The sequence below is a fragment of the Enterobacter quasihormaechei genome, assembly GCF_004331385.1.
Lineage (GTDB): Bacteria > Pseudomonadota > Gammaproteobacteria > Enterobacterales > Enterobacteriaceae > Enterobacter > Enterobacter quasihormaechei.
The window spans coordinates 25,041-43,349 of sequence record NZ_SJON01000007.1 but is presented as its reverse complement, the minus strand read 5'-3'; the positions used below and the strand labels follow the sequence as shown (position 1 = coordinate 43,349).

Genomic DNA, 18,309 nt, shown 5'->3' with positions numbered 1-18,309 from the left:
ACATAGGGCATACATTTAATATACACATACTCAGGTTTTTATGGACGATTTAACCCTGCGTTACTACGACGCTGAAATGCGCTACCTGCTTGAAGCCGGTGAGGAATTCGCCCGTGCTCATCCCGAGCAGGCGGCAATGCTCAATCTCGATAAAGCGGGCGCACGCGACCCGTACGTGGAGCGCCTGTTCGAGGGCTTTGCCTTCCTGATGGGCCGTCTGCGCGAGAAGCTTGACGACGACCTGCCGGAACTGACCGAAGGGCTGGTCAGCTTGTTGTGGCCGCATTATCTGCGCACCATTCCCTCGATGTCGGTGGTGGAGTTCACTCCTGTCTGGCGTGAGATGAAAGAACCGATGCGTATTGCCAGAGGTTTCGAGGTCAATTCGCGGCCAATCGGTGAAAAAGGGACGCGTTGTCGCTACACCACAACTAAAGAGATAACCGTTCAGCCTTTGGCGCTGGAGCATGCCCGCCTCTCGACTGACCCTGACGGGCGCTCGGTCATCAGCCTGCGCTTTAGTTGTAGCAATCTTGCCGACTGGAGCTGTGTCGACCTCAGCCAAATCCCGTTCTATTTCAATGCCGACGCACCGCTGGCCTGCGCTATGCATGAAGCTTTTACCATGGATACTGCGCGTCTGTGGCTGCGCATGCCGGGTGACGTAGACAGAAGTCCGCTGGACGGGTATTTCACCGCACTGGGATTTGGTGATGATGACAGACTTTGGCCGAAGGGTGAGAGCAGTTTCAGCGGTTACCAGTTGCTGCTGGAGTATTTCACCTTCCGCGAGAAATTTATGTTCATGGGGCTGCGCGGGCTGGAGGCCGTGATCTTTCCTTCTGAGCTTCCTTGGTTTGAAATCGACGTGGTGCTGGCGGAACGCTGGGAGCATGACTTCAGCTTTACCGAAAAGCACCTGCGCCTGAATTGCGTGCCGGTCATTAACCTGTTCCCGCTGGAATCCGATCCGCTGACGCTCAATTCTCTGCAAACCGAATACATGCTGCGCCCGATGCGCGTGCAGGATGGCCATACCGAGATATATACCGTGGATTCGGTGATGTCGTCGAGTCAGCATACCTACGTGCCGTTTTCGAGCTTCCGTCATAAGGGAGGAATGATGCGTCATGAAGCACCGGAATATTACTACCACACCCGCGTGCGCCGCGGTCCGTCCGGCCTGCATAACACCTGGCTCATTCTTGGAGGCGAAGCATTTGACAACCATACCGTCCCGGAAGACGAAAGCCTGTCGTTAACGCTCACCGGCACAAACGGTCAACTGCCACGACGTGCGCTGCAAAGCGCCGTGCTTGATACGGTGATGAAAACCACCTCGGTTAGCATCGCCGTGCGCAACCTGTGTGCGCCGACGCTGCCATGTTACCCACCGGCGCAGGACCGTTTCCACTGGCGCGTGCTGAGTCACCTTGGCAGCGGATTTCTGTCGATGATGGATAATGCCGACGTGCTGCGCGGTACCCTGGCGTTGTATGAATGGACCGACAGCGAGATGAACCGCCGTCGTCTGGAAGCCATCATTGACGTGAAGCACAGTGAAACCGAACGCTTTGAGCAGGGCTACCTGGTGCGTGGCGTGCAGATTGAGGTGACGCTGGACAGCCACGGCTTTGCCGGACGCGGCGACATCTGCCTGTTTGGTGAGATGCTGAGTCGTTTTTTTGCGCTCTACACCGACATTTATCTGTTTAACCGCCTGATTATCATCCTGCAACCTACCGGAGAGTGCCTGGCATGGGAAGAAAAGCACAACCGCCGCATTCCCGGTTGACCTCGCGGCTGGAAGCCGACATGCACCGCATGAATTTTTATCGTTTCTGCCAGTTGCTGGAAAAGCGTAATCCGGGCTGCCCACTGATTGGCTCAACCAGTCATCCCGCAGATGACCCTGTACGCTTTGCACCGCATCCGGGGATGGGGTTCCCGGCTGGTGAACTGAAGAGTGTCGAATATGACGAAGAAGACGACAGCAAGCCTCCGGTTATCCGTACGACATTTATGGGGATGTACGGCGTCGATTCCCCTCTTCCGACGTCGTATCTTGATGACATTACTCAGCGTCGTGAAGGGCATGAAGCGCTACAGGGCTTTCTGGATATCTTCAATCACCGCATTCTGACGCAGTTCTATCGTATCTGGCGAAAATATTCTTACCCGGCCACGTTTGAGCCTGGTGGAACCGACAGCATTTCGCAGTCGCTGCTGGGGCTGGTAGGACTCGGTATTCCCGGCACCGCAAACCACATTGCTACACCCGTATCCCGCTTTCTGGCGCTGTTAGGTGTGCTGCAACAACCGGGGAAAACCCAGGAGGGGATACAAAGCCTGGTTACCCTGTTGGCGCCGAATACCACCGTGAACGTCAGCCCGTACTGCCTGCGTCCAGTGGAGGTCAGTCAGCCACTGGGTTTCTTTGGTGACAACGATTTTCTGCTGGATGGCAACACCCCACTTGGCGATGAAGCGATGGATGCCAGTAGCCAGTTGCTGATCGCACTGGCTACCGATAACGAAGAGGAGTCGCAGGGCTGGAAACCGGACGGTCTGCTCTACCAGGATTTTCTGGTCATGCTGCGTGTCTACCTTGGGTGGCGTTTTAAGGCAAAAATCACCCTGACTACTCTGACCCGCCTGCTGGCTGTTCCGCCGCTCGGGGAGGGACCATTCTGGCTCGGCATGAACGGCGTTCTGGGGGCTGGTGAGGATGAGATTGCAGCTGATATCCCGCAGACCTTTACGACGGAACTGGGCTGCTACGCCGGCCTGCAACGTGAAATACCACAACAAGGAAACATTCGTGTTACGTACAAGTTTGATTAAACCCGCGTGCTGGCTGCCTGCACTGCTAGCGTTTAGCCTGACGGGCTGTGGGGTGACGCAGGGTGTCGTCGATGGTACCAAATCGGCGTTTAATGCTGTGTTCTACAATAATATTAAGGTGCTCCATCTGGATTTCACGGCGCGTGAAGCACTGAACACTGATCCCCGCGAGAGTAACTCACTCTCTGAGTCGGTGGTGGTCCGTGTTTACCAGTTGAAAGACCGCAAAACCTTCGACAAAACGGTCTACCAGCAATTGCTGAAGGATGGCGAAACCATTCTGCAAGCCGACCTGCTGACAACCCGCGATGTGGTTATAAAACCGGGCGGGGATGCGAATCTTGATATGCCAATGGAAGAAGAAACGCAATTTGTTGCGGTAGTCGGTCTTTTCCGTCACCCGGACACGTTAAAAAATACCTGGCAGCAGGTACTCAAACGTGAAGATCTCGATCCAGATAAGCCGCGCATTCTGGAGGCCGGAAATAACTACCTGGCGTTACAGCCGCTGAAGGATGACTGATGCCAAAGGGTCACAACACGCCATCGCTGTATGAAATGCTGTGCGGAAATTTTTCTGGCGGCCTGAGCCTCGGCCAGGTCAGCGAACAGAACCAGGTGATTTTATCGGTACTCGATAACATGCAGCGCGTGCTCAACTGTCGCGCCGGGACGCTGGCGCATCTGCCGGACTATGGTCTGCCGGATATGACCAAAATCCTCCAGGGCATGCCCGGGACCGCCCACCAGCTCATGACAACATTGTCAGCCGTGCTGCTGAAATACGAGCCTCGCCTGAGCAAAATTAACGTGGTAATGCAGGAACAGATACAGCCCGGCGAACTCCGCTATGCCATTGACGCGGAGTTAAAGGGCGTCGGTCTGGTTCGATACGGTACGGAATTTATGCCTGAAGGCAGGGTACTAATCCGCCACCTGAAACAGCAGCAGTACCTCGACACTCGCGCCGTAATCTAGCTTTCACATACAGAAATCACCATGACTCCACAACCTGAACGCCACCTTAAAACCGGCGGAGACCCGCGCACGCTTGCGGATTACGCCGCCCTGCGCGATGAAATGAACAAGCTCATTCATCCGGCACGTCCGGACGTTAACTGGCAACACGCGGAAACGCTCTGCCTGTCACTGTTCGAGCACAACGGAGTAGAGCTGCAAACTGCTGCCTGGTATACGCTCGCCCGTACGCATCTCGCCGGACTGTTCGGCATGAGTGAGGGGCTGGCGGTACTTGCTGCACTGGTCGCCCGCCAGTGGGGAAACCTCTGGCCACAGCCTGTTCATGCGCGAACCGAAATCCTGAGTGCCCTCAGCAAGCGTCTGCAACAGGTGGTGCGCACGCTAACGCTGACGTACGCCGACTTACGGCACCTGTATCAGGCTGAGGAGCATCTGAATGCGTTGGGGGACGTGTTGCAGCGCCTGGAACTCAAGCATGCTGCTCAGCTGGATGCTCTGCGCACGATGATGCAGAACGCAGCTGTGCGTCTGGAAAACAGCGAAAAAACGGGCGTGAGTTTGCCCGGTGACGCGTTGGGTGCTACGGAAATACAACTCGTCGAACCGACAGAGCGCAGTAAATGGGTATATGTGGTTCAGCCCGAGCCGGTGCCGAACGTTCAGGTAGATAAAGAGCCTCCAGTGTCGGTGAAGCCCTGGAAGCCATTTGCTGCTGGTATGTTGTCCATGTTAGTCGCAGCCAGTGTCGTCGTAGGAGGATGGCAGATGTTGCATGCGCCAGATTCGGCACAAACGCAGCTCGCCGTGGCTCTGGCTCCTTTACCTCAAGGACTTTCGACGGCGCAGTTAAAGGCGCTGCAACAAACGTCACCGTCATCGGAAATGGGGATTGGCAGAACACAACAGCTGTTAGCGCAACTTTTACAGCTGAAACCCGACTGGGCAGTGAGCTACGGCGCCAGTCTGGTGCAGCAGGCGTTGACGCTGTGGCCGGCAGAGGCCAAACCCCTGGCGCTGCATTGGCAAAAACAGATGAGTGTTGCTGCGCTAGCAGAGTCAGATTTGAATGGCTGGCATCAGGGTATGGCGCAGTTGCAGCAGCTGACGAACAGGCTGAACGCACTGGATGAACAGAAAGGAAAGTACATGACGGTGAGTGAGCTGAAATCAGCCGTGTTTGCCATGTCGCAGTCCTTTAGCCATACCATTCCGCTTGAAGAGCAGCTTCGTCTTCTCGCCGCGTTACCTGCCGGGCAACCCCTGTCAGCAGCGCAACAAAACAAGATCGAACAACATCTTCAGCAGTTGATTATCAGCTACGCCCTGCTGAAGCACAAAAAAGAACAATGAGACTGGCGAAAAACACGGAGTTGACATGTCAGCAAGAGAGCGTTTTTTTAAGAAAGTACAGCAGAATAACGTGAATAAACCGATTCATATTAATACGGCTGAAGCCGAAGTCAGGGCATTTTGTCAGCGGATGGATGATCTTGCGCAGCAAATTATCGTTTGGTTTGAGGGTTCTGGTATCGACGTCATGTTATCCCAAAAACATATCACCGATTTAAGCTCGGTCGGCTACAGCCTCAGTAGCAGTATATGTCGTTATGCCATCACGACTGTCACTCTGCAAAATGGAGACCGCAGCGTCAGCATTATGCCAGAACAGGTAATCAGGGGATCCGAGAAGGGGTGTATGACAATGTGCATTAAAGCCCCCGGCAGTATATCGGGGGAGAGGATATATCATTTAAGCATGGCGCCTGAAACAGGCTGGTATATACGTCGCGAACATCAAAGTGTGAAAGAGAATGTCCTCATGACAGAGGACTATTTTTTCCATGCCGTCGACTGTCTGGCCTGAACGTAAGCCACCCTCGCGGAAGACGTCACTGAAACGTAGTTAATATATATTAACTACGTTAACTTATTAAGCATGACTAAACACTGTTGCCCAACGGTACTCATCCTAAAATAGGTAAATGCTAATATTTAAGGGGAGCGATAACCAAACTACAAACCGAATATTTACCGTATAGCATGCTTTTTCTCTATCTTAAGTGAAACTGCGCAAATTAAACTGCAAAACAACAAACCAGCGACGAACGTGAGGACAAATTTCTGTGGCAATGCTATAACCCTAAGTGCCCACCAAAATATAAAGCTGTAGGAAAAACTATGCTAAGAAATATTAGTGTCAGAACCTTCATTGTCTATTTCCTTTTATGTGTATTTTTGGTAAGTTATGGAGTTATAGCGCTATTTTCAGAGAGTTTTTCGCTTTTTATTGCAGTTGTTTTCGTACAATGCATCGCCTTGATTTTACTCTGGGCGTATATGACAAAATATCTTGTGACGCCGATCAATACTGTGAAAAAAAGTATTGAAGAAGTGACGTCAGGGAATCTCGGCGTGTCGATACCTGAATTTGGCAATAACTGTGCGGGACGGCTGATCCCGGGCATTAATAGCCTGTCCAGCAACATTGCAACGCTGGTCCGTGAGATCCGCGCCTCCGCGCAAACCGCGATGACGCTTTCAGATCAGCTCTCTTCACGCAGCGCGCAGCTTTCGGTCAAAACAGAACAGCAATCTGCCTCGCTGGTGGAAACGGCTGCCAGCATGGAACAGATGGCTGCAAGTACAAAAAATAATGCCGACAATACCCGTTTAGCCAGCGAGCAGGCGAATATCGCGACGTTGCAGGCGCGTAAAGGCGGAGAGTTAATGGGGCAGGTCTCAAACAATATGCAATCAATTACCGACTGCGCCCAGCAAATGACGGAGATTATTTCCCTGATTGACGGGATCGCTTTCCAGACCAATATTCTGGCGCTAAATGCCGCCGTTGAAGCGGCAAGAGCGGGCGACCATGGTAAAGGATTCTCTGTGGTGGCCGGTGAGGTGAGAAGTCTGGCGCATCGTAGCGCCGAGGCGGCAAAAAATATTAAATCACTGATTGACGTTACCAGCCATAACGTGACGCAGGGCGTGAACGTGGTCTCTGAGGCCGAAAAAAACATGCACGACATTGTTACCGGTTCTGGCAACGTGAGCCGACTGATGGATGAAATTTTCGCCTCAACGTCAGAACAGGAAAAAGGCATTTCACAAATCACGCAGGCATTGTCGGAGCTGGAACGCGTAACGCAAAGCAACGTGTCGATGGTTGAAGAACTTAATGGTTCGTCTGATGTGCTGCGCAATCAGGTGATAGAGTTACAGGCGCGAACACGCAATTTCCGTCTGGAAAATGAGTACGAGACTGACAATGCGTTATTACGCCGCGAGTGGGCGGTGAATTCCTGAGCGTATTCAGGACGATGCCTCATATAATTATTGCTTAACCCTCGACGAAAGCTAGACTGACACCGAAAACGATAAAACGGTGGAGGCGCTGTGGAGAGCATTAAAGGGTCTGAAGTTAACGTACCTGACGCGGTTTTTGCATGGGTATTTGATGGACGCGGGGGCGCAAGGCCGCTTGAAGATCAGGATCAAATCGACAGCGAACATCCGTGCTGGCTGCACCTTAACTACACGCATCCGGACAGCGCCGAGTGGCTCGCGTCCACGCCGCTATTGCCCAACAATGTCCGGGATGCGCTGGCGGGAGAAAGTCTCAGACCCCGCGTCAGCCGGATGGGTGAGGGGACGTTAATCACGCTGCGTTGCATAAATGGCAGTACGGATGAACGTCCGGATCAGCTGGTGGCAATGCGTGTTTACATGAATGAACAACTGATAGTTTCTACCCGGCAGCGAAAAGTGCTGGCGCTTGATGACGTCATTAACGATCTGAAGGAGGGCACAGGGCCCACGGATTGCGGAAGCTGGCTGGTGGATGTATGTGATGCGCTAACCGATCATGCCAGCGAATTTATTGAAGAACTCCACGATAAAATCATCGATCTGGAAGATAACCTGCTCGATCAGCAAATTCCTCCGCGTGGTTTTCTGGCGTTGCTGCGTAAACAGCTCATCGTTATGCGCCGCTATATGACCCCGCAGCGCGACGTATATGCGCGACTGGCCAGCGAACGCATGACCTGGATGAACGACGATCAGCGTCGCAGAATGCAGGATATTGCCGACCGGCTTGGCCGTGGTCTGGACGAGATCGATTCGTGTATCGCCAGAACGGCGGTCATGGCGGATGAGATAGCCCAGGTGATGCAGGAATCATTAGCCAGGAGAACGTACACCATGTCGCTGATGGCGATGGTCTTTTTACCGAGTACGTTCTTAACCGGGCTATTTGGCGTCAATCTGGGGGGCATACCCGGCGGGGAATACCACTATGGCTTTACCACGTTTTGCGTCATGTTAGTGGTTTTGATTGGGGGTGTTGCATGGTGGTTGCATCGCAGTAAATGGCTGTAAATTTACGTTTTTATGATGCTTCGGCTGCTTCAAAACGACATTTTAATTGAGCGAAGTCAATAAACTCCGACCATGTTAGGTGCAATATTACTCCCGCAGGTGAATGCAACGTCAAGCGATGGGCGTTGCGCTCCATATTGTCTTACTTCCTTTTTTTGAATTACTGCATAGCACAATTGATTCGTACGACGCCGACTTTATAGTCGGCTTTTTTTTGCCTCCTGTTTATCTGCGTCTACCCTTTAGGGGTCAGCACCCAAATCTGGAGGAAAAGATGAGTATGCTACTTGCCCTGCAACGCCTGACCACCTGGCAGTCCGATCCGGTGCCCACCGATCCGACCCCGATACCCGATCCCATCCCACGTCCGCAGCCGATGCCGGATCCGCCACCGGACGAAGAACCGATTAAATTGTCGCATCGTTAGCGGAGATCTGCGAGGATACGCGCCATCTGACTGCAATCATTACCACGAGAGTATATTGTGACCGCTTTTTCCACGCTGAATGTTCTGCCTGAAGCCCAACTGACTAACCTGAATGAGTTGGGCTATCTCACTATGACCCCCGTCCAGGCCGCCGCCCTGCCGGCTATCCTCGAAGGCCGTGACGTGCGCGTGCAGGCGAAAACCGGCAGTGGAAAAACGGCTGCCTTCGGACTCGGCCTGTTGCAGCACATTGATGCAACCCTGTTTCAGACCCAGTCCTTGATACTCTGCCCGACGCGTGAGCTGGCCGACCAGGTCGCGGGTGAGCTGCGTCGCCTGGCGCGTTTTTTGCCAAACACTAAAATTTTAACGCTCTGCGGCGGGCAACCGTTCGGTGCGCAGCGTGATTCTCTTCAGCACGCGCCGCATATCATTGTGGCGACGCCGGGTCGTCTGCTCGATCACCTGCAAAAAGGCACCGTTTCACTCGATGCACTGCAAACGCTGGTCATGGACGAAGCTGACCGCATGCTGGATATGGGCTTCAGCGATGCAATTGACGAAGTGATCCGCTTTGCCCCGGCCACACGTCAGACGCTGCTCTTTTCTGCCACCTGGCCTGAGGCCATTGCGGCGATCAGCGGGCGCGTGCAGAAAAATCCGCTGACCATTGAAATCGATACTGTCGATGCCCTGCCGGCGATAGAGCAGCAGTTTTTTGAAACCTCTCAGCAGGGCAAAATTCCATTGCTGCAAAAATTGTTGAGCCAGCACCAGCCGGCGTCCTGCGTAGTGTTCTGTAATACCAAAAAAGACTGTCAGGCGGTGTGCGATGCCCTGAACGATGCCGGGCAGAGCGCGTTATCGCTGCATGGCGATCTGGAGCAGCGCGATCGCGATCAAACGCTGGTGCGTTTTGCAAACGGCAGCGCTCGCGTGCTGGTTGCAACGGATGTGGCAGCCCGTGGCCTTGATATTAAATCGCTTGAGCTGGTGGTGAATTTCGAGCTGGCATGGGATCCGGAAGTGCATGTCCACCGCATCGGACGTACTGCGCGTGCGGGTAACAGCGGTCTCGCTATCAGCTTCTGCGCACCTGAAGAGGCGCAGCGCGCCAATATTCTTGCGGAAATGCTGCAACTTAAACTCAACTGGGTAAATGCCCCGGTGAACACCAGCGTCGCTCCGCTGGCGGCGGAAATGGCCACGCTTTGCATCGACGGCGGTAAAAAAGCCAAAATGCGTCCCGGTGACGTTCTGGGGGCGTTAACAGGAGATATCGGTCTCGACGGGGCAGATATTGGCAAGATCACGGTTCATCCTGCACATGTCTACGTCGCGGTTCGCCAGTCGGTTGCCCACAAGGCCTGGAAACAGTTGCAGGACGGGAAGATTAAAGGGAAAACCTGCCGCGTTCGGCTGCTGAAGTAAGGAAAAAAGCGTCTCAGAAGCAGTGTCTGAGACGCTGTCAGGTTATTTCACTTCCACCACGTTCAGGCGCAGTTCATCGAACTGTGCCTCTTCTTCCTCTAGCTGCCAGCCGGCAGGCTGCATCGGGATGTCTTCGCGGTCAAAGGCCAGGTCCCCGCCATTCACTACTTCTGAACCGTGGTTAATGCCTTTGAAATCGAACAACTCAACGTCGGCCAGGTGCGAAGGCACCACGTTCTGCATTGCGCTAAACATGGTTTCGATACGGCCCGGATAGCGTTTATCCCAGTCACGAAGCATGTCGCCAATGACCTGACGTTGCAGGTTCGGCTGTGAGCCACACAGATTGCATGGAATGATAGGGAAGGCTTTAGCCTGAGAGAAACGCTCAATGTCTTTCTCGCGGCAGTAGGCGAGTGGGCGGATCACAATGTGTTTGCCGTCATCGCTCATCAGCTTCGGCGGCATGCCCTTCATTTTTCCGCCGTAGAACATGTTCAGAAACAGCGTTTGCAGAATGTCGTCCCGGTGATGACCAAGCGCAATTTTTGTAGCACCCAGTTCTGTTGCTGTGCGGTACAAAATGCCGCGACGCAAACGTGAGCAGAGCGAGCAGGTTGTTTTGCCTTCTGGGATCTTCTCTTTAACGATTCCGTAGGTATTCTCTTCTACGATTTTGTACTCAACGCCCAGGTTCTCCAGATACTCGGGGAGAATATGCTCCGGGAAGCCCGGCTGTTTCTGATCGAGGTTAACCGCGACCAGGGAAAAATTCACCGGTGCGCTTTGCTGAAGATTACGCAGGATCTCCAGCATGGTATAGCTGTCTTTACCGCCCGACAGGCAGACCATGATGCGATCGCCTTCTTCAATCATGTTGAAGTCTGCAATGGCTTCGCCCACGTTGCGGCGCAGTCGCTTTTGCAGTTTATTCAGGTTGTACTGTTCTTTCTTGTTAATTTCTTGATTTTCTTGCATTTATTTGTTACTCAGATCTCAAATGGGGCACAAGGCGAGGAAAACGATTTCAAAGCGTCAGCTTCGTATCCCGCTTTTCCACCTGTTCGCTGTTCATCTCTTCTCTGCATGTAGCATAGATTTCATACACCATCTGCGCATTATCGTGCCCCATCTGGTTAGCAATAAAAGACGGGTTTGCGGCTGCCGGTAAAAACCAGCATGCGAAAGTGTGCCGTGTATGGTACGGATTGCAGCGACGAATGCCAGCACGTTTTACAATTGAGTCCCACAAGGCGAATGGGTTGTCTACACTTAAAGCTTACGCAGTAATAAAACGGAGGTGAAAATGACTGACCGACCAGTTAATGGTGACCATCCTGATTTTAACCCCATCCCGGATAATCCGGAGAAGGATGGAAGTAAGTCCAAAGACGATCCTGGCTCAGCGCCTGAATCGGGCGATAAAGATCCAGAGTGATGACAAGCCGCCTTCACGAAGGCGGTTTTAACAAAATGTACAGCACCTCTTAGCTTTCCATTATCTACGATACCATGAAGAATAAAGACGAACAGACAGGATTAGTTGGGCTGGCGATTGGTGCCGCCGTTATTGGGCTGGTTTCATCACAGAAGATCATCAACCGTCAAAGTATTGTCGATGAGCTGGTCAGGCTCGGCAGGCAGAAGGGGGATGGTGTCGAAGATGAAGTCTTTTTAAAAGCAGCTGAGTTAGTGAGAAAAGGGGTTTAAGCGATGGCTGAAATTCGGCAAGCACAGTGCCATTGTGGGGCGGTACAGTTTACCGTTGAGCTGACAGACGGCCTGAATACCGCACGCCGCTGTAGCTGCTCATTTTGTCGTATGCGTGGGGCGGTAGTCGTATCTGCGCCGTTGACGGGCATTAAGGTGACACAGGGGGAAGACAGGCTCACGGAGTACCGCTTCAACACGGGCACTGCGCGCCATTTCTTCTGCTCGGTCTGCGGTATTTACACGTTCCATCAACGACGCTCCAATCCCAACGAATACGGTGTCAATATCGCCTGCCTCGAAAATGTCACGCCATTCGACTTCCCGGAAGTGGCGGTGATGGATGGGGTAAATCATCCCATGGATGGTGACAGCGGGGTGGTTGGTTACCTCTCATTCCGTAAAGAAGCATCGGAACATCAATAAACGTTAGCCCGCAGATTTCTGCGGGCTGATACCATTAGAACTGGTAAACCAGGCCCAATGCGACAACGTCATCTGTACCAATGCCGTTGTTTTTGTAGAATGAATCATCTTCATCCAGCAGGTTGATTTTATAATCAACATAGGTGGACATGTTTTTGTTGAAATAGTAGGTAGCACCTACGTCAGCATATTTCACCAGGTCTTTATCGTCCTGGCCATTGCCCAGATCTTTGCCTTTAGATTGTAAATACGAAATAGCCGGACGCAGGCCAAAGTCAAACTGATATTGCGCAGTGACTTCTACGTTCTGCGTTTTATTTGCTACCGCATCCGCATTGTCACCGTACGGCGTCATATTACGGGTTTCGGAATACATTGCCGCCAGGTAGATATTGTTGGCATCGTATTTCAGACCTGCGGTCCATGCATCCGCAGTGTCGCCGCCCGCAGTGGTGTAATTTACCTGATCGTTGGTACGGTCAGAAGAGGCGTATGCGGCGCCCGCACTGAAGCCCATGCCGAAATCATAGGTAGCGGAGATACCGTAACCATCACCGTTTTCATGGCGAGTGTCACGGCCGTTGTTGGTTCCTTCGTTGGTAGAGCAGAAATCCTCGTCGCAGTTGTTACCTTCATTATTACCCTGATACTGCACCGCAACGTTCAGGCCCTGCACCAGACCAAAGAAGTCGGTGTTACGGTAGGTCGCAACGCCATTGGCACGACCGGTCATAAAGTTGTCGGCATAAGTGTAAGAGTCGCCACCAAATTCAGGCAGCATATCGGTCCAGCCTTCTACGTCGTACAGTACGCCATAGTTACGGCCGTAATCGAAGGAGCCATAGTCGCCCACCTTCACCCCCGCGAAGGCCAGACGCGTCCATGACTGATTGTCAGAACCTTCGGTGTTGTTTGCCTGAATGTTGTATTCCCACTGCGCGTAGCCGGTCATCATGTCGTTGATTTGGGTTTCACCTTTAAAACCCAGACGCATATAGGTTTGGTCGCCATCTTTCGACGCGTCGTCAGAGAAATAATGCAGACCATCGACTTTGCCATACAGATCCAGTTTATTGCCGTCTTTATTATAAATTTCAGCTGCGTGAGCGGTTCCAGCCATTAACAAAGCGGGGATCATCAGTGCCAGTACTTTTCTTTGCATTTGGATTATTCCTTTGCGGTTATTTTTTTATTACTTCGTGAACTTTCCGGACTGGAAAGCTGTCCCATGCTAAATCACTCTGATGGCGGATGAATAAATTATAATTGTTACGGGTTAAGTAAAATCTCAACCAAATAATGCGGCTGAAATGATGATTGATGCCGTGAATAAATTACAGCGACAGATACAAAATAAAAATTATTAATTACGGGGTAAACAAGGTAATCTTCCCGGCGTTATATGCCTTTAAGATTTTTTCATCCATAATTACCGTGAATATTGTTCAGAAGATTGAGGCAATTTTCACCGATCTTTGGATTCGCCCGGTGCGCATGCATCGGGCTTTTTTTATGGCAAAAAAATGCCCGGACAAGCCGGGCATAAAGGTTATTCGCTGGTGGATTTTTCCGCTTTTCCCGCCAGTTGTGCCAGGAAGTCATACCGCTTCTGAAGATCCGCTGCCGCATCCTTCCAGAGCTGCTCTGCTACTTCTGGCTGCTGAGCGTTCAGCCTGCGGAAACGTTGCTCCTGAAGCAGGGTCTCGGCAAGGGCGTCTGACGGTGGACGCGAATCCAGCGCCAGCGGCAATTTCCCTTCATCGGCACGGCGCGGATCGAAGCGGTACAGCGGCCAGAATCCGGTTGCGGTAAGCTGACGCATCTGGTCGTGGCTAAGCGCCAGATCGTAGCCATGTTCCTCGCACGGGCTGTAGGCGATGATCAGCGACGGGCCAGGATAAGCTTCCGCTTCCTGAATGGCTTTCACCGTCTGGTTGAGCTGTGCGCCCAGCGAAATCTGCGCGACGTAGACATGGCCATACATCATCATGCTGACGCCGAGATCCTTACGCGCCTTGCGTTTGCCATGCTCACCAAATTTCGTGACCGCCCCTAACGGCGTCGCTTTCGAGGCCTGTCCACCGGTGTTGGAATAGCACTGGGTATCAAGTACCAGAATATTGACGTTTTCGGTCAGGCTCAGCACGTGATCGAGTCCACCGAATCCAATATCGTAGGCCCATCCGTCACCGCCGATGAGCCAGATCGATTTTTCTACCAGCGCGTCGGCATCGGTCAGCAGTTGTTCAGCTCCTTCAATACCCTGAAGCGCATTGCGCAGTTCAGCAACCTGCGCGCGACGAACGTCAGGCGTGGCCTCTGCATGCAGCGCGTCATTCAATTCTGCCGGGATTTTATCGGCAAACTCTTCCAGCAGACGCATTACGCGGGCACGGTGCTGGTCGACCGTCAGACGGAAGCCCAGACCAAATTCTGCGTTATCCTCGAAAAGCGAGTTTGCCCACGCCGGACCGCGGCCGTTCGCGTCGGTGGTATATGGCGTGGACGGCAGGTTACCCCCGTAGATTGACGAGCAGCCAGTCGCGTTGGCAATCAGCATTCGGTCGCCGTAAAGCTGGGTAAGCAGTTTAATGTACGGCGTTTCACCGCAGCCAGAACACGCCCCGGAGTACTCGAAAAGCGGCGTAATGAGCTGTGAGGTACGAATGTCAATGCGTTCCAGCGTGTTGCGGTCGATTTCAGGCAGGTCGAGGAAGAAATCATAATTCACTTTCTCTTCTTCAACATGGTCCAGACGCGACATCATATTGATGGCTTTGATTGTCGGATCCTGACGATCTTTCGCCGGGCACACCTCAACGCACAGGTTACAGCCGGTGCAGTCTTCTGGCGCCACCTGAAGAACATATTTCTGGCCACGCATATCGCGGGATTTTACATCCAGCGAGTGCAGGCTCTCCGGCGCGTCAGCCATCGCTTCCGGCGATACCACCTTGGCGCGAATGGCCGAGTGCGGACAGGCCGCCACGCAGTGGTTGCACTGGGTGCACAGCTCTTCTTTCCAGATGGGGATCGCTTCGGCAATATTGCGTTTTTCCCAGCGGGTCGTGCCCATCGGCCAGGTGCCATCAGGCGGAAGCGCAGAGACGGGCAGGGTGTCGCCCAGTCCGGCAAGCATCGCCGCCGTTACGGTTTTGACAAAATCCGGTGCGGCGTCAGACACCACTGGCGGTCGGTTCGGGCTGCCGGCATTGATCGGCTGCAACGGCACTTCGAACAGCGACTCGCGGGCCAGCGCCAGCGCCTGCCAGTTGCGTTCAACCAGCTCCTGACCTTTGCTGCTGTAGCTTTTGGCAATCGCCCCCTGAAGTTCCATCAGCGCGCTGTCGCCCGGCAGAATGTTGGTCAGGTGGAAGAACGCCATCTGCATGACCGTATTGATACGCGCTGCCAGGCCGCACTCGCGGGCAATCTTCGCGGCGTTAATGACATACAGGCGCGCCTGTTTCTGGTTCAGCACCGCCTGGACTTCCTGGGGCAGGCGCGCCCAGACCTCATCGGCGCTGTACGGGGTGTTGATCAGGAAAATACCGCCGGGCTTCAGGCGCTCGGCCATCTGGTATTTATCAATGAACTGGAGCTGGTGACAGCCAACAAAATCTGCCTGCGAAATAAGGTACGCCGAGCGGATTGGGTGTTCGCTAACGCGCAGGTGGGAGACGGTCAGCCCGCCCGCTTTTTTGGAGTCATAGACGAAATACCCTTGCGCATACCACGGCGTGGAGTTACCGATAATTTTGATGTTGTTTTTGGTCGCCGAGACGCTGCCGTCGCTGCCCAGGCCGTAGAACAGCGCTTCCAGTTTCGCATTCGAGGGCAGGGTGTTTTCCGGCAGCGGGAGAGAAAGGTTAGTCACGTCATCATAAATGCCGACCGTAAAGCGCGGTTTCGGTTTTGCCTCGCGCAGTTCAGTGAATACGGCCAGGACGCATTCTGGTCCGAACTCTTTGGAGGATAAACCATAACGCCCGCCAATGACGCGCGGCAGCGTTTCGCGTTCGCCAGCATTGAACGCCTCAGCCAGCGCCGTCATCACATCAAGATAGAGCGGTTCAGCCTGTGCGCCAGGCTCTTTGGTGCGGTCAAGTACCGCCACGGCACGCGCGCTTTCCGGCAGGGCTGCGAGCAGGTGTTTCGCTGAGAATGGACGATAGAGGCGAACTTTGAGCACGCCCACTTTTTCTCCACGCGTCAGCAATTCATCGACCACCTCTTCACAGGTGCCGATGGCTGAACCCATCAGGACGATCACGCGCTCGGCCTGCGGATGGCCGTAATATTCAAACGGCTTATACGCGCGACCCGTCGCAGCGGCAAAATCGTCCATCGCCTGTTCGACATGATCGTATACCGCGTTGTACCACGGGTTTGTCGCCTCGCGGGACTGGAAATAGGTGTCCGGGTTTGCCGACGTTCCCCTAATCACCGGGTGTTCCGGATTGAGGGCACGCGCGCGATGAGCATCAATGTCAGCCTGCGGCAGCAGGTTCAGAATAGTATCGTCCGGCAGCGGAACGATTTTATTGATCTCGTGTGACGTGCGGAAACCATCGAAGAAATGAATAAACGGCACGCGGCTTTTCAGCGTGGCAATATGCGATATCAGCGCGAAGTCCTGTGCCTCCTGCACGCTACCGGCGCAGAGCATGGCGCAGCCGGTCTGACGCACGGCCATCACGTCCGAGTGATCGCCAAAAATAGAGAGCGCGTGAGTGGCCACGGTGCGCGCGGCAACGTGCAGGACAAACGGCGTTAACTGTCCTGCCAGCTTGTAAAGCGTGGGGATCATCAGCAGAAGACCCTGTGACGACGTAAACGAAGTCGACAGGGCACCGGTCTGCAACGCACCGTGCACGGTGGCAATGGCGCCGGCTTCGGACTGCATCTCAACGACGCGCGGGACGTCTCCCCAGACGTTTTTTAGGCCATTCCCGGCCCAGGCGTCTGCCTGTTCAGCCATCGTTGAGCTTGGAGTAATTGGGTAGATGGCGATAACTTCGCTGGTACGAAACGCAACCGACGCGACTGCACCATTGCCGTCAATAGTTTGCATAGGACAACACCCTTACATTGCGCAAAAAGAGGGGCCTGTAAAACGACGACAGACCCTGAATATTATCTGTGTATTTTAGCAAAGCTCAGGGTTTGCGATTTTCGCTTTTGTGTCCTCGGTATGCGCTGTATCAATGACTGGATGGCTAGTTGCGTTAAAAAATTGCGAGAAATTGTTACCAGAGCGCATAAATACGCACATCCGCTCTCGACGATGCGGCGCGTGATGCCTATTATGCTTAGGTTTCGCTTTAATTATGGGGAGAAAGGTATGCGTTCAGCATTTTGGGTAGGATGTGCCGCGTTACTGTTATCGGCATGCAGCAATGAACCTGTACAGCAGGCGACAGCAGCACACGTTACGCCAGGTATGAGAGCGGCTATGTCCAGCTCTGGACAAGCTAACTGCGCAATGATCGGAGGGTCACTTTCCGTTGCCCGCCAGCTCGACGGCTCCGCCATCGGCATGTGCGCATTGCCTAACGGCAAACGCTGTAGTGAGCAGTCGCTTGCCGTAGGGTCGTGCGGAAGCTACTGAGTTATTCTACTCGCTTAAACATCAATGACTTATCGGCTGTCGCCAGCGTTAACTGGTCCTCGGTCAGGTCTACCTGTGCGCCTTTGCTTAGCATATCGGCGATGGTCTGATCCAGTGCATTAAGCTGCGGCTCGGTGCAGAGTTTCCTCGTCATGGCCAGCGTTTTGACGGTCAATTCTCCTTCGGACAACTTCCCCTGTCCGTTGAAGCCGTTGCACATCGTGCCGGAGACGACAATGTTGTTAATCAGGCTGATATTAGGCTGCGCACTGAAGCGAATTTCAGGCTGCGTTTTACCGACTTTCACCGCTTTGCCATCAACGTTTTCCAGCACGAAGCGGTGATTCTCTAGCTGTTCGGTCTGAACGGAGGCTTTGCCAGGGTTAACACATCCAGCCAGTGCGAGGCTGATTAAACTTACTGCCGCGAGCTTTTTCATTTTTCTTCTCAAACTATCAATGCTGTAAATATTTTTTCAGTGTAACGATACCCTCCT

General features: G+C 53.3%; 18 protein-coding genes and 1 pseudogene. 14 read left to right on the top strand and 5 right to left on the bottom strand.

Features of this window, described 5'->3' with window-relative positions:
* Positions 1-40: 40 nt before the first annotated feature.
* The 10 genes from tssF (at position 41) to dbpA (ending at position 10,066) form a co-directional block, all read left to right on the top strand.
* On the top strand, positions 41-1,795 hold the full coding sequence (gene tssF / locus E0L16_RS11230; RefSeq protein ID WP_131636943.1) for a type VI secretion system baseplate subunit TssF: 1,755 nt from the start codon (positions 41-43) through the stop codon (positions 1,793-1,795).
* Positions 1,759-2,844, top strand: a complete 1,086-nt coding sequence (tssG, locus tag E0L16_RS11225; RefSeq protein ID WP_131636942.1) for a type VI secretion system baseplate subunit TssG — start codon at positions 1,759-1,761, stop codon at positions 2,842-2,844. Before tssF ends, tssG begins: the two co-directional genes overlap by 37 nt.
* Entirely contained in the window at positions 2,822-3,367 is a 546-nt protein-coding gene (gene tssJ, locus E0L16_RS11220) for a type VI secretion system lipoprotein TssJ (RefSeq protein ID WP_131636941.1), read from the top strand. Before tssG ends, tssJ begins: the two co-directional genes overlap by 23 nt.
* Positions 3,367-3,822, top strand: coding sequence for a type VI secretion system baseplate subunit TssE (gene tssE / locus E0L16_RS11215; RefSeq protein ID WP_131636940.1), 456 nt, complete (start codon positions 3,367-3,369; stop codon positions 3,820-3,822). Before tssJ ends, tssE begins: the two co-directional genes overlap by 1 nt.
* A gap of 21 nt (positions 3,823-3,843) precedes the next feature.
* Positions 3,844-5,175 carry a VasL domain-containing protein gene (locus E0L16_RS11210; RefSeq protein WP_131636939.1) on the top strand — a complete coding sequence of 444 codons (1,332 nt, stop codon included), beginning with the start codon at positions 3,844-3,846 and terminating at the stop codon, positions 5,173-5,175.
* 25 nt (positions 5,176-5,200) lie between these two features.
* Complete coding sequence (locus E0L16_RS11205) at positions 5,201-5,689, top strand: hypothetical protein (RefSeq protein ID WP_131636938.1); 489 nt, start codon at positions 5,201-5,203, stop codon at positions 5,687-5,689.
* Between the two features lie 314 nt (positions 5,690-6,003).
* A complete protein-coding gene (locus E0L16_RS11200; protein WP_131636937.1) occupies positions 6,004-7,134 on the top strand; it encodes a methyl-accepting chemotaxis protein in 1,131 nt (376 codons plus the stop codon).
* A gap of 90 nt (positions 7,135-7,224) precedes the next feature.
* A complete protein-coding gene (gene zntB, locus E0L16_RS11195) occupies positions 7,225-8,208 on the top strand; it encodes a zinc transporter ZntB (protein WP_063866610.1) in 984 nt (327 codons plus the stop codon).
* A 274-nt stretch (positions 8,209-8,482) separates the two neighbouring features.
* Positions 8,483-8,635 (top strand): proline-rich small protein YnaL, encoded by a 153-nt coding sequence (gene ynaL / locus E0L16_RS22040; RefSeq protein WP_154817044.1) that lies wholly within the window; start codon positions 8,483-8,485, stop codon positions 8,633-8,635.
* 57 nt (positions 8,636-8,692) lie between these two features.
* Complete coding sequence (dbpA, locus tag E0L16_RS11185; RefSeq protein WP_131636936.1) at positions 8,693-10,066, top strand: ATP-dependent RNA helicase DbpA; 1,374 nt, start codon at positions 8,693-8,695, stop codon at positions 10,064-10,066.
* A 42-nt stretch (positions 10,067-10,108) separates the two neighbouring features.
* Here dbpA and ttcA read toward each other — a convergent pair whose 3' ends face one another.
* Entirely contained in the window at positions 10,109-11,044 is a 936-nt protein-coding gene (gene ttcA, locus E0L16_RS11180) for a tRNA 2-thiocytidine(32) synthetase TtcA (RefSeq protein WP_131636935.1), read from the bottom strand.
* Positions 11,045-11,093: 49 nt separating this feature from the next.
* Positions 11,094-11,339 (bottom strand): annotated as a pseudogene (locus E0L16_RS11175) (tyrosine-type recombinase/integrase); the annotation flags it as partial.
* Between the two features lie 33 nt (positions 11,340-11,372).
* Between E0L16_RS11175 and E0L16_RS22270 the strand changes: the two are divergent.
* The 3 genes from E0L16_RS22270 (at position 11,373) to E0L16_RS11165 (ending at position 12,202) form a co-directional block, all read left to right on the top strand.
* Positions 11,373-11,504, top strand: a complete 132-nt coding sequence (locus E0L16_RS22270; protein ID WP_255507681.1) for a hypothetical protein — start codon at positions 11,373-11,375, stop codon at positions 11,502-11,504.
* A gap of 74 nt (positions 11,505-11,578) precedes the next feature.
* The gene (locus E0L16_RS11170; RefSeq protein WP_112791814.1) at positions 11,579-11,776 is read left to right on the top strand and encodes a hypothetical protein; all 198 of its coding nucleotides are present in this window, start codon (positions 11,579-11,581) and stop codon (positions 11,774-11,776) included.
* Between the two features lie 3 nt (positions 11,777-11,779).
* A complete protein-coding gene (locus E0L16_RS11165; RefSeq protein ID WP_131636934.1) occupies positions 11,780-12,202 on the top strand; it encodes a GFA family protein in 423 nt (140 codons plus the stop codon).
* 34 nt (positions 12,203-12,236) lie between these two features.
* Here the strand turns inward: E0L16_RS11165 and ompC are convergent, their stop codons facing one another.
* Both ompC and nifJ read right to left on the bottom strand, forming a co-directional pair.
* Entirely contained in the window at positions 12,237-13,364 is a 1,128-nt protein-coding gene (ompC, locus tag E0L16_RS11160; protein ID WP_063866616.1) for a porin OmpC, read from the bottom strand.
* Between the two features lie 387 nt (positions 13,365-13,751).
* Positions 13,752-17,276, bottom strand: coding sequence for a pyruvate:ferredoxin (flavodoxin) oxidoreductase (gene nifJ / locus E0L16_RS11155; RefSeq protein WP_131636933.1), 3,525 nt, complete (start codon positions 17,274-17,276; stop codon positions 13,752-13,754).
* A gap of 270 nt (positions 17,277-17,546) precedes the next feature.
* Here nifJ and E0L16_RS11150 point away from each other — a divergent pair, with 270 nt between their 5' ends.
* Positions 17,547-17,813: a putative hemolysin gene (locus tag E0L16_RS11150; protein WP_003856935.1), complete on the top strand. Its 267-nt coding sequence runs from the start codon at positions 17,547-17,549 to the stop codon at positions 17,811-17,813.
* Between the two features lies 1 nt (position 17,814).
* Here E0L16_RS11150 and hslJ read toward each other — a convergent pair whose 3' ends face one another.
* Positions 17,815-18,252, bottom strand: a complete 438-nt coding sequence (gene hslJ, locus E0L16_RS11145; protein ID WP_102751091.1) for a heat shock protein HslJ — start codon at positions 18,250-18,252, stop codon at positions 17,815-17,817.
* Between the last annotated feature and the right edge of the window lie 57 nt (positions 18,253-18,309).

Excerpts from the sequence above, each read along its gene's own strand:
- tssF (WP_131636943.1), top strand. The coding sequence starts at position 41 with ATGGACGATTTAACCCTGCGTTACTACGACGCTGAAATGCGCTACCTG.
- tssG (WP_131636942.1), top strand. The coding sequence starts at position 1,759 with ATGGGAAGAAAAGCACAACCGCCGCATTCCCGGTTGACCTCGCGGCTG.
- tssE (WP_131636940.1), top strand. The coding sequence starts at position 3,367 with ATGCCAAAGGGTCACAACACGCCATCGCTGTATGAAATGCTGTGCGGA.
- E0L16_RS11210 (WP_131636939.1), top strand. The coding sequence starts at position 3,844 with ATGACTCCACAACCTGAACGCCACCTTAAAACCGGCGGAGACCCGCGC.
- E0L16_RS11205 (WP_131636938.1), top strand. The coding sequence starts at position 5,201 with ATGTCAGCAAGAGAGCGTTTTTTTAAGAAAGTACAGCAGAATAACGTG.
- E0L16_RS11200 (WP_131636937.1), top strand. The coding sequence starts at position 6,004 with ATGCTAAGAAATATTAGTGTCAGAACCTTCATTGTCTATTTCCTTTTA.
- ynaL (WP_154817044.1), top strand. The coding sequence starts at position 8,483 with ATGAGTATGCTACTTGCCCTGCAACGCCTGACCACCTGGCAGTCCGAT.
- ttcA (WP_131636935.1), bottom strand. The coding sequence starts at position 11,044 with ATGCAAGAAAATCAAGAAATTAACAAGAAAGAACAGTACAACCTGAAT.
- E0L16_RS22270 (WP_255507681.1), top strand. The coding sequence starts at position 11,373 with ATGACTGACCGACCAGTTAATGGTGACCATCCTGATTTTAACCCCATC.
- E0L16_RS11170 (WP_112791814.1), top strand. The coding sequence starts at position 11,579 with ATGAAGAATAAAGACGAACAGACAGGATTAGTTGGGCTGGCGATTGGT.
- E0L16_RS11165 (WP_131636934.1), top strand. The coding sequence starts at position 11,780 with ATGGCTGAAATTCGGCAAGCACAGTGCCATTGTGGGGCGGTACAGTTT.
- ompC (WP_063866616.1), bottom strand. The coding sequence starts at position 13,364 with ATGCAAAGAAAAGTACTGGCACTGATGATCCCCGCTTTGTTAATGGCT.
- nifJ (WP_131636933.1), bottom strand. The coding sequence starts at position 17,276 with ATGCAAACTATTGACGGCAATGGTGCAGTCGCGTCGGTTGCGTTTCGT.
- E0L16_RS11150 (WP_003856935.1), top strand. The coding sequence starts at position 17,547 with ATGCGTTCAGCATTTTGGGTAGGATGTGCCGCGTTACTGTTATCGGCA.
- hslJ (WP_102751091.1), bottom strand. The coding sequence starts at position 18,252 with ATGAAAAAGCTCGCGGCAGTAAGTTTAATCAGCCTCGCACTGGCTGGA.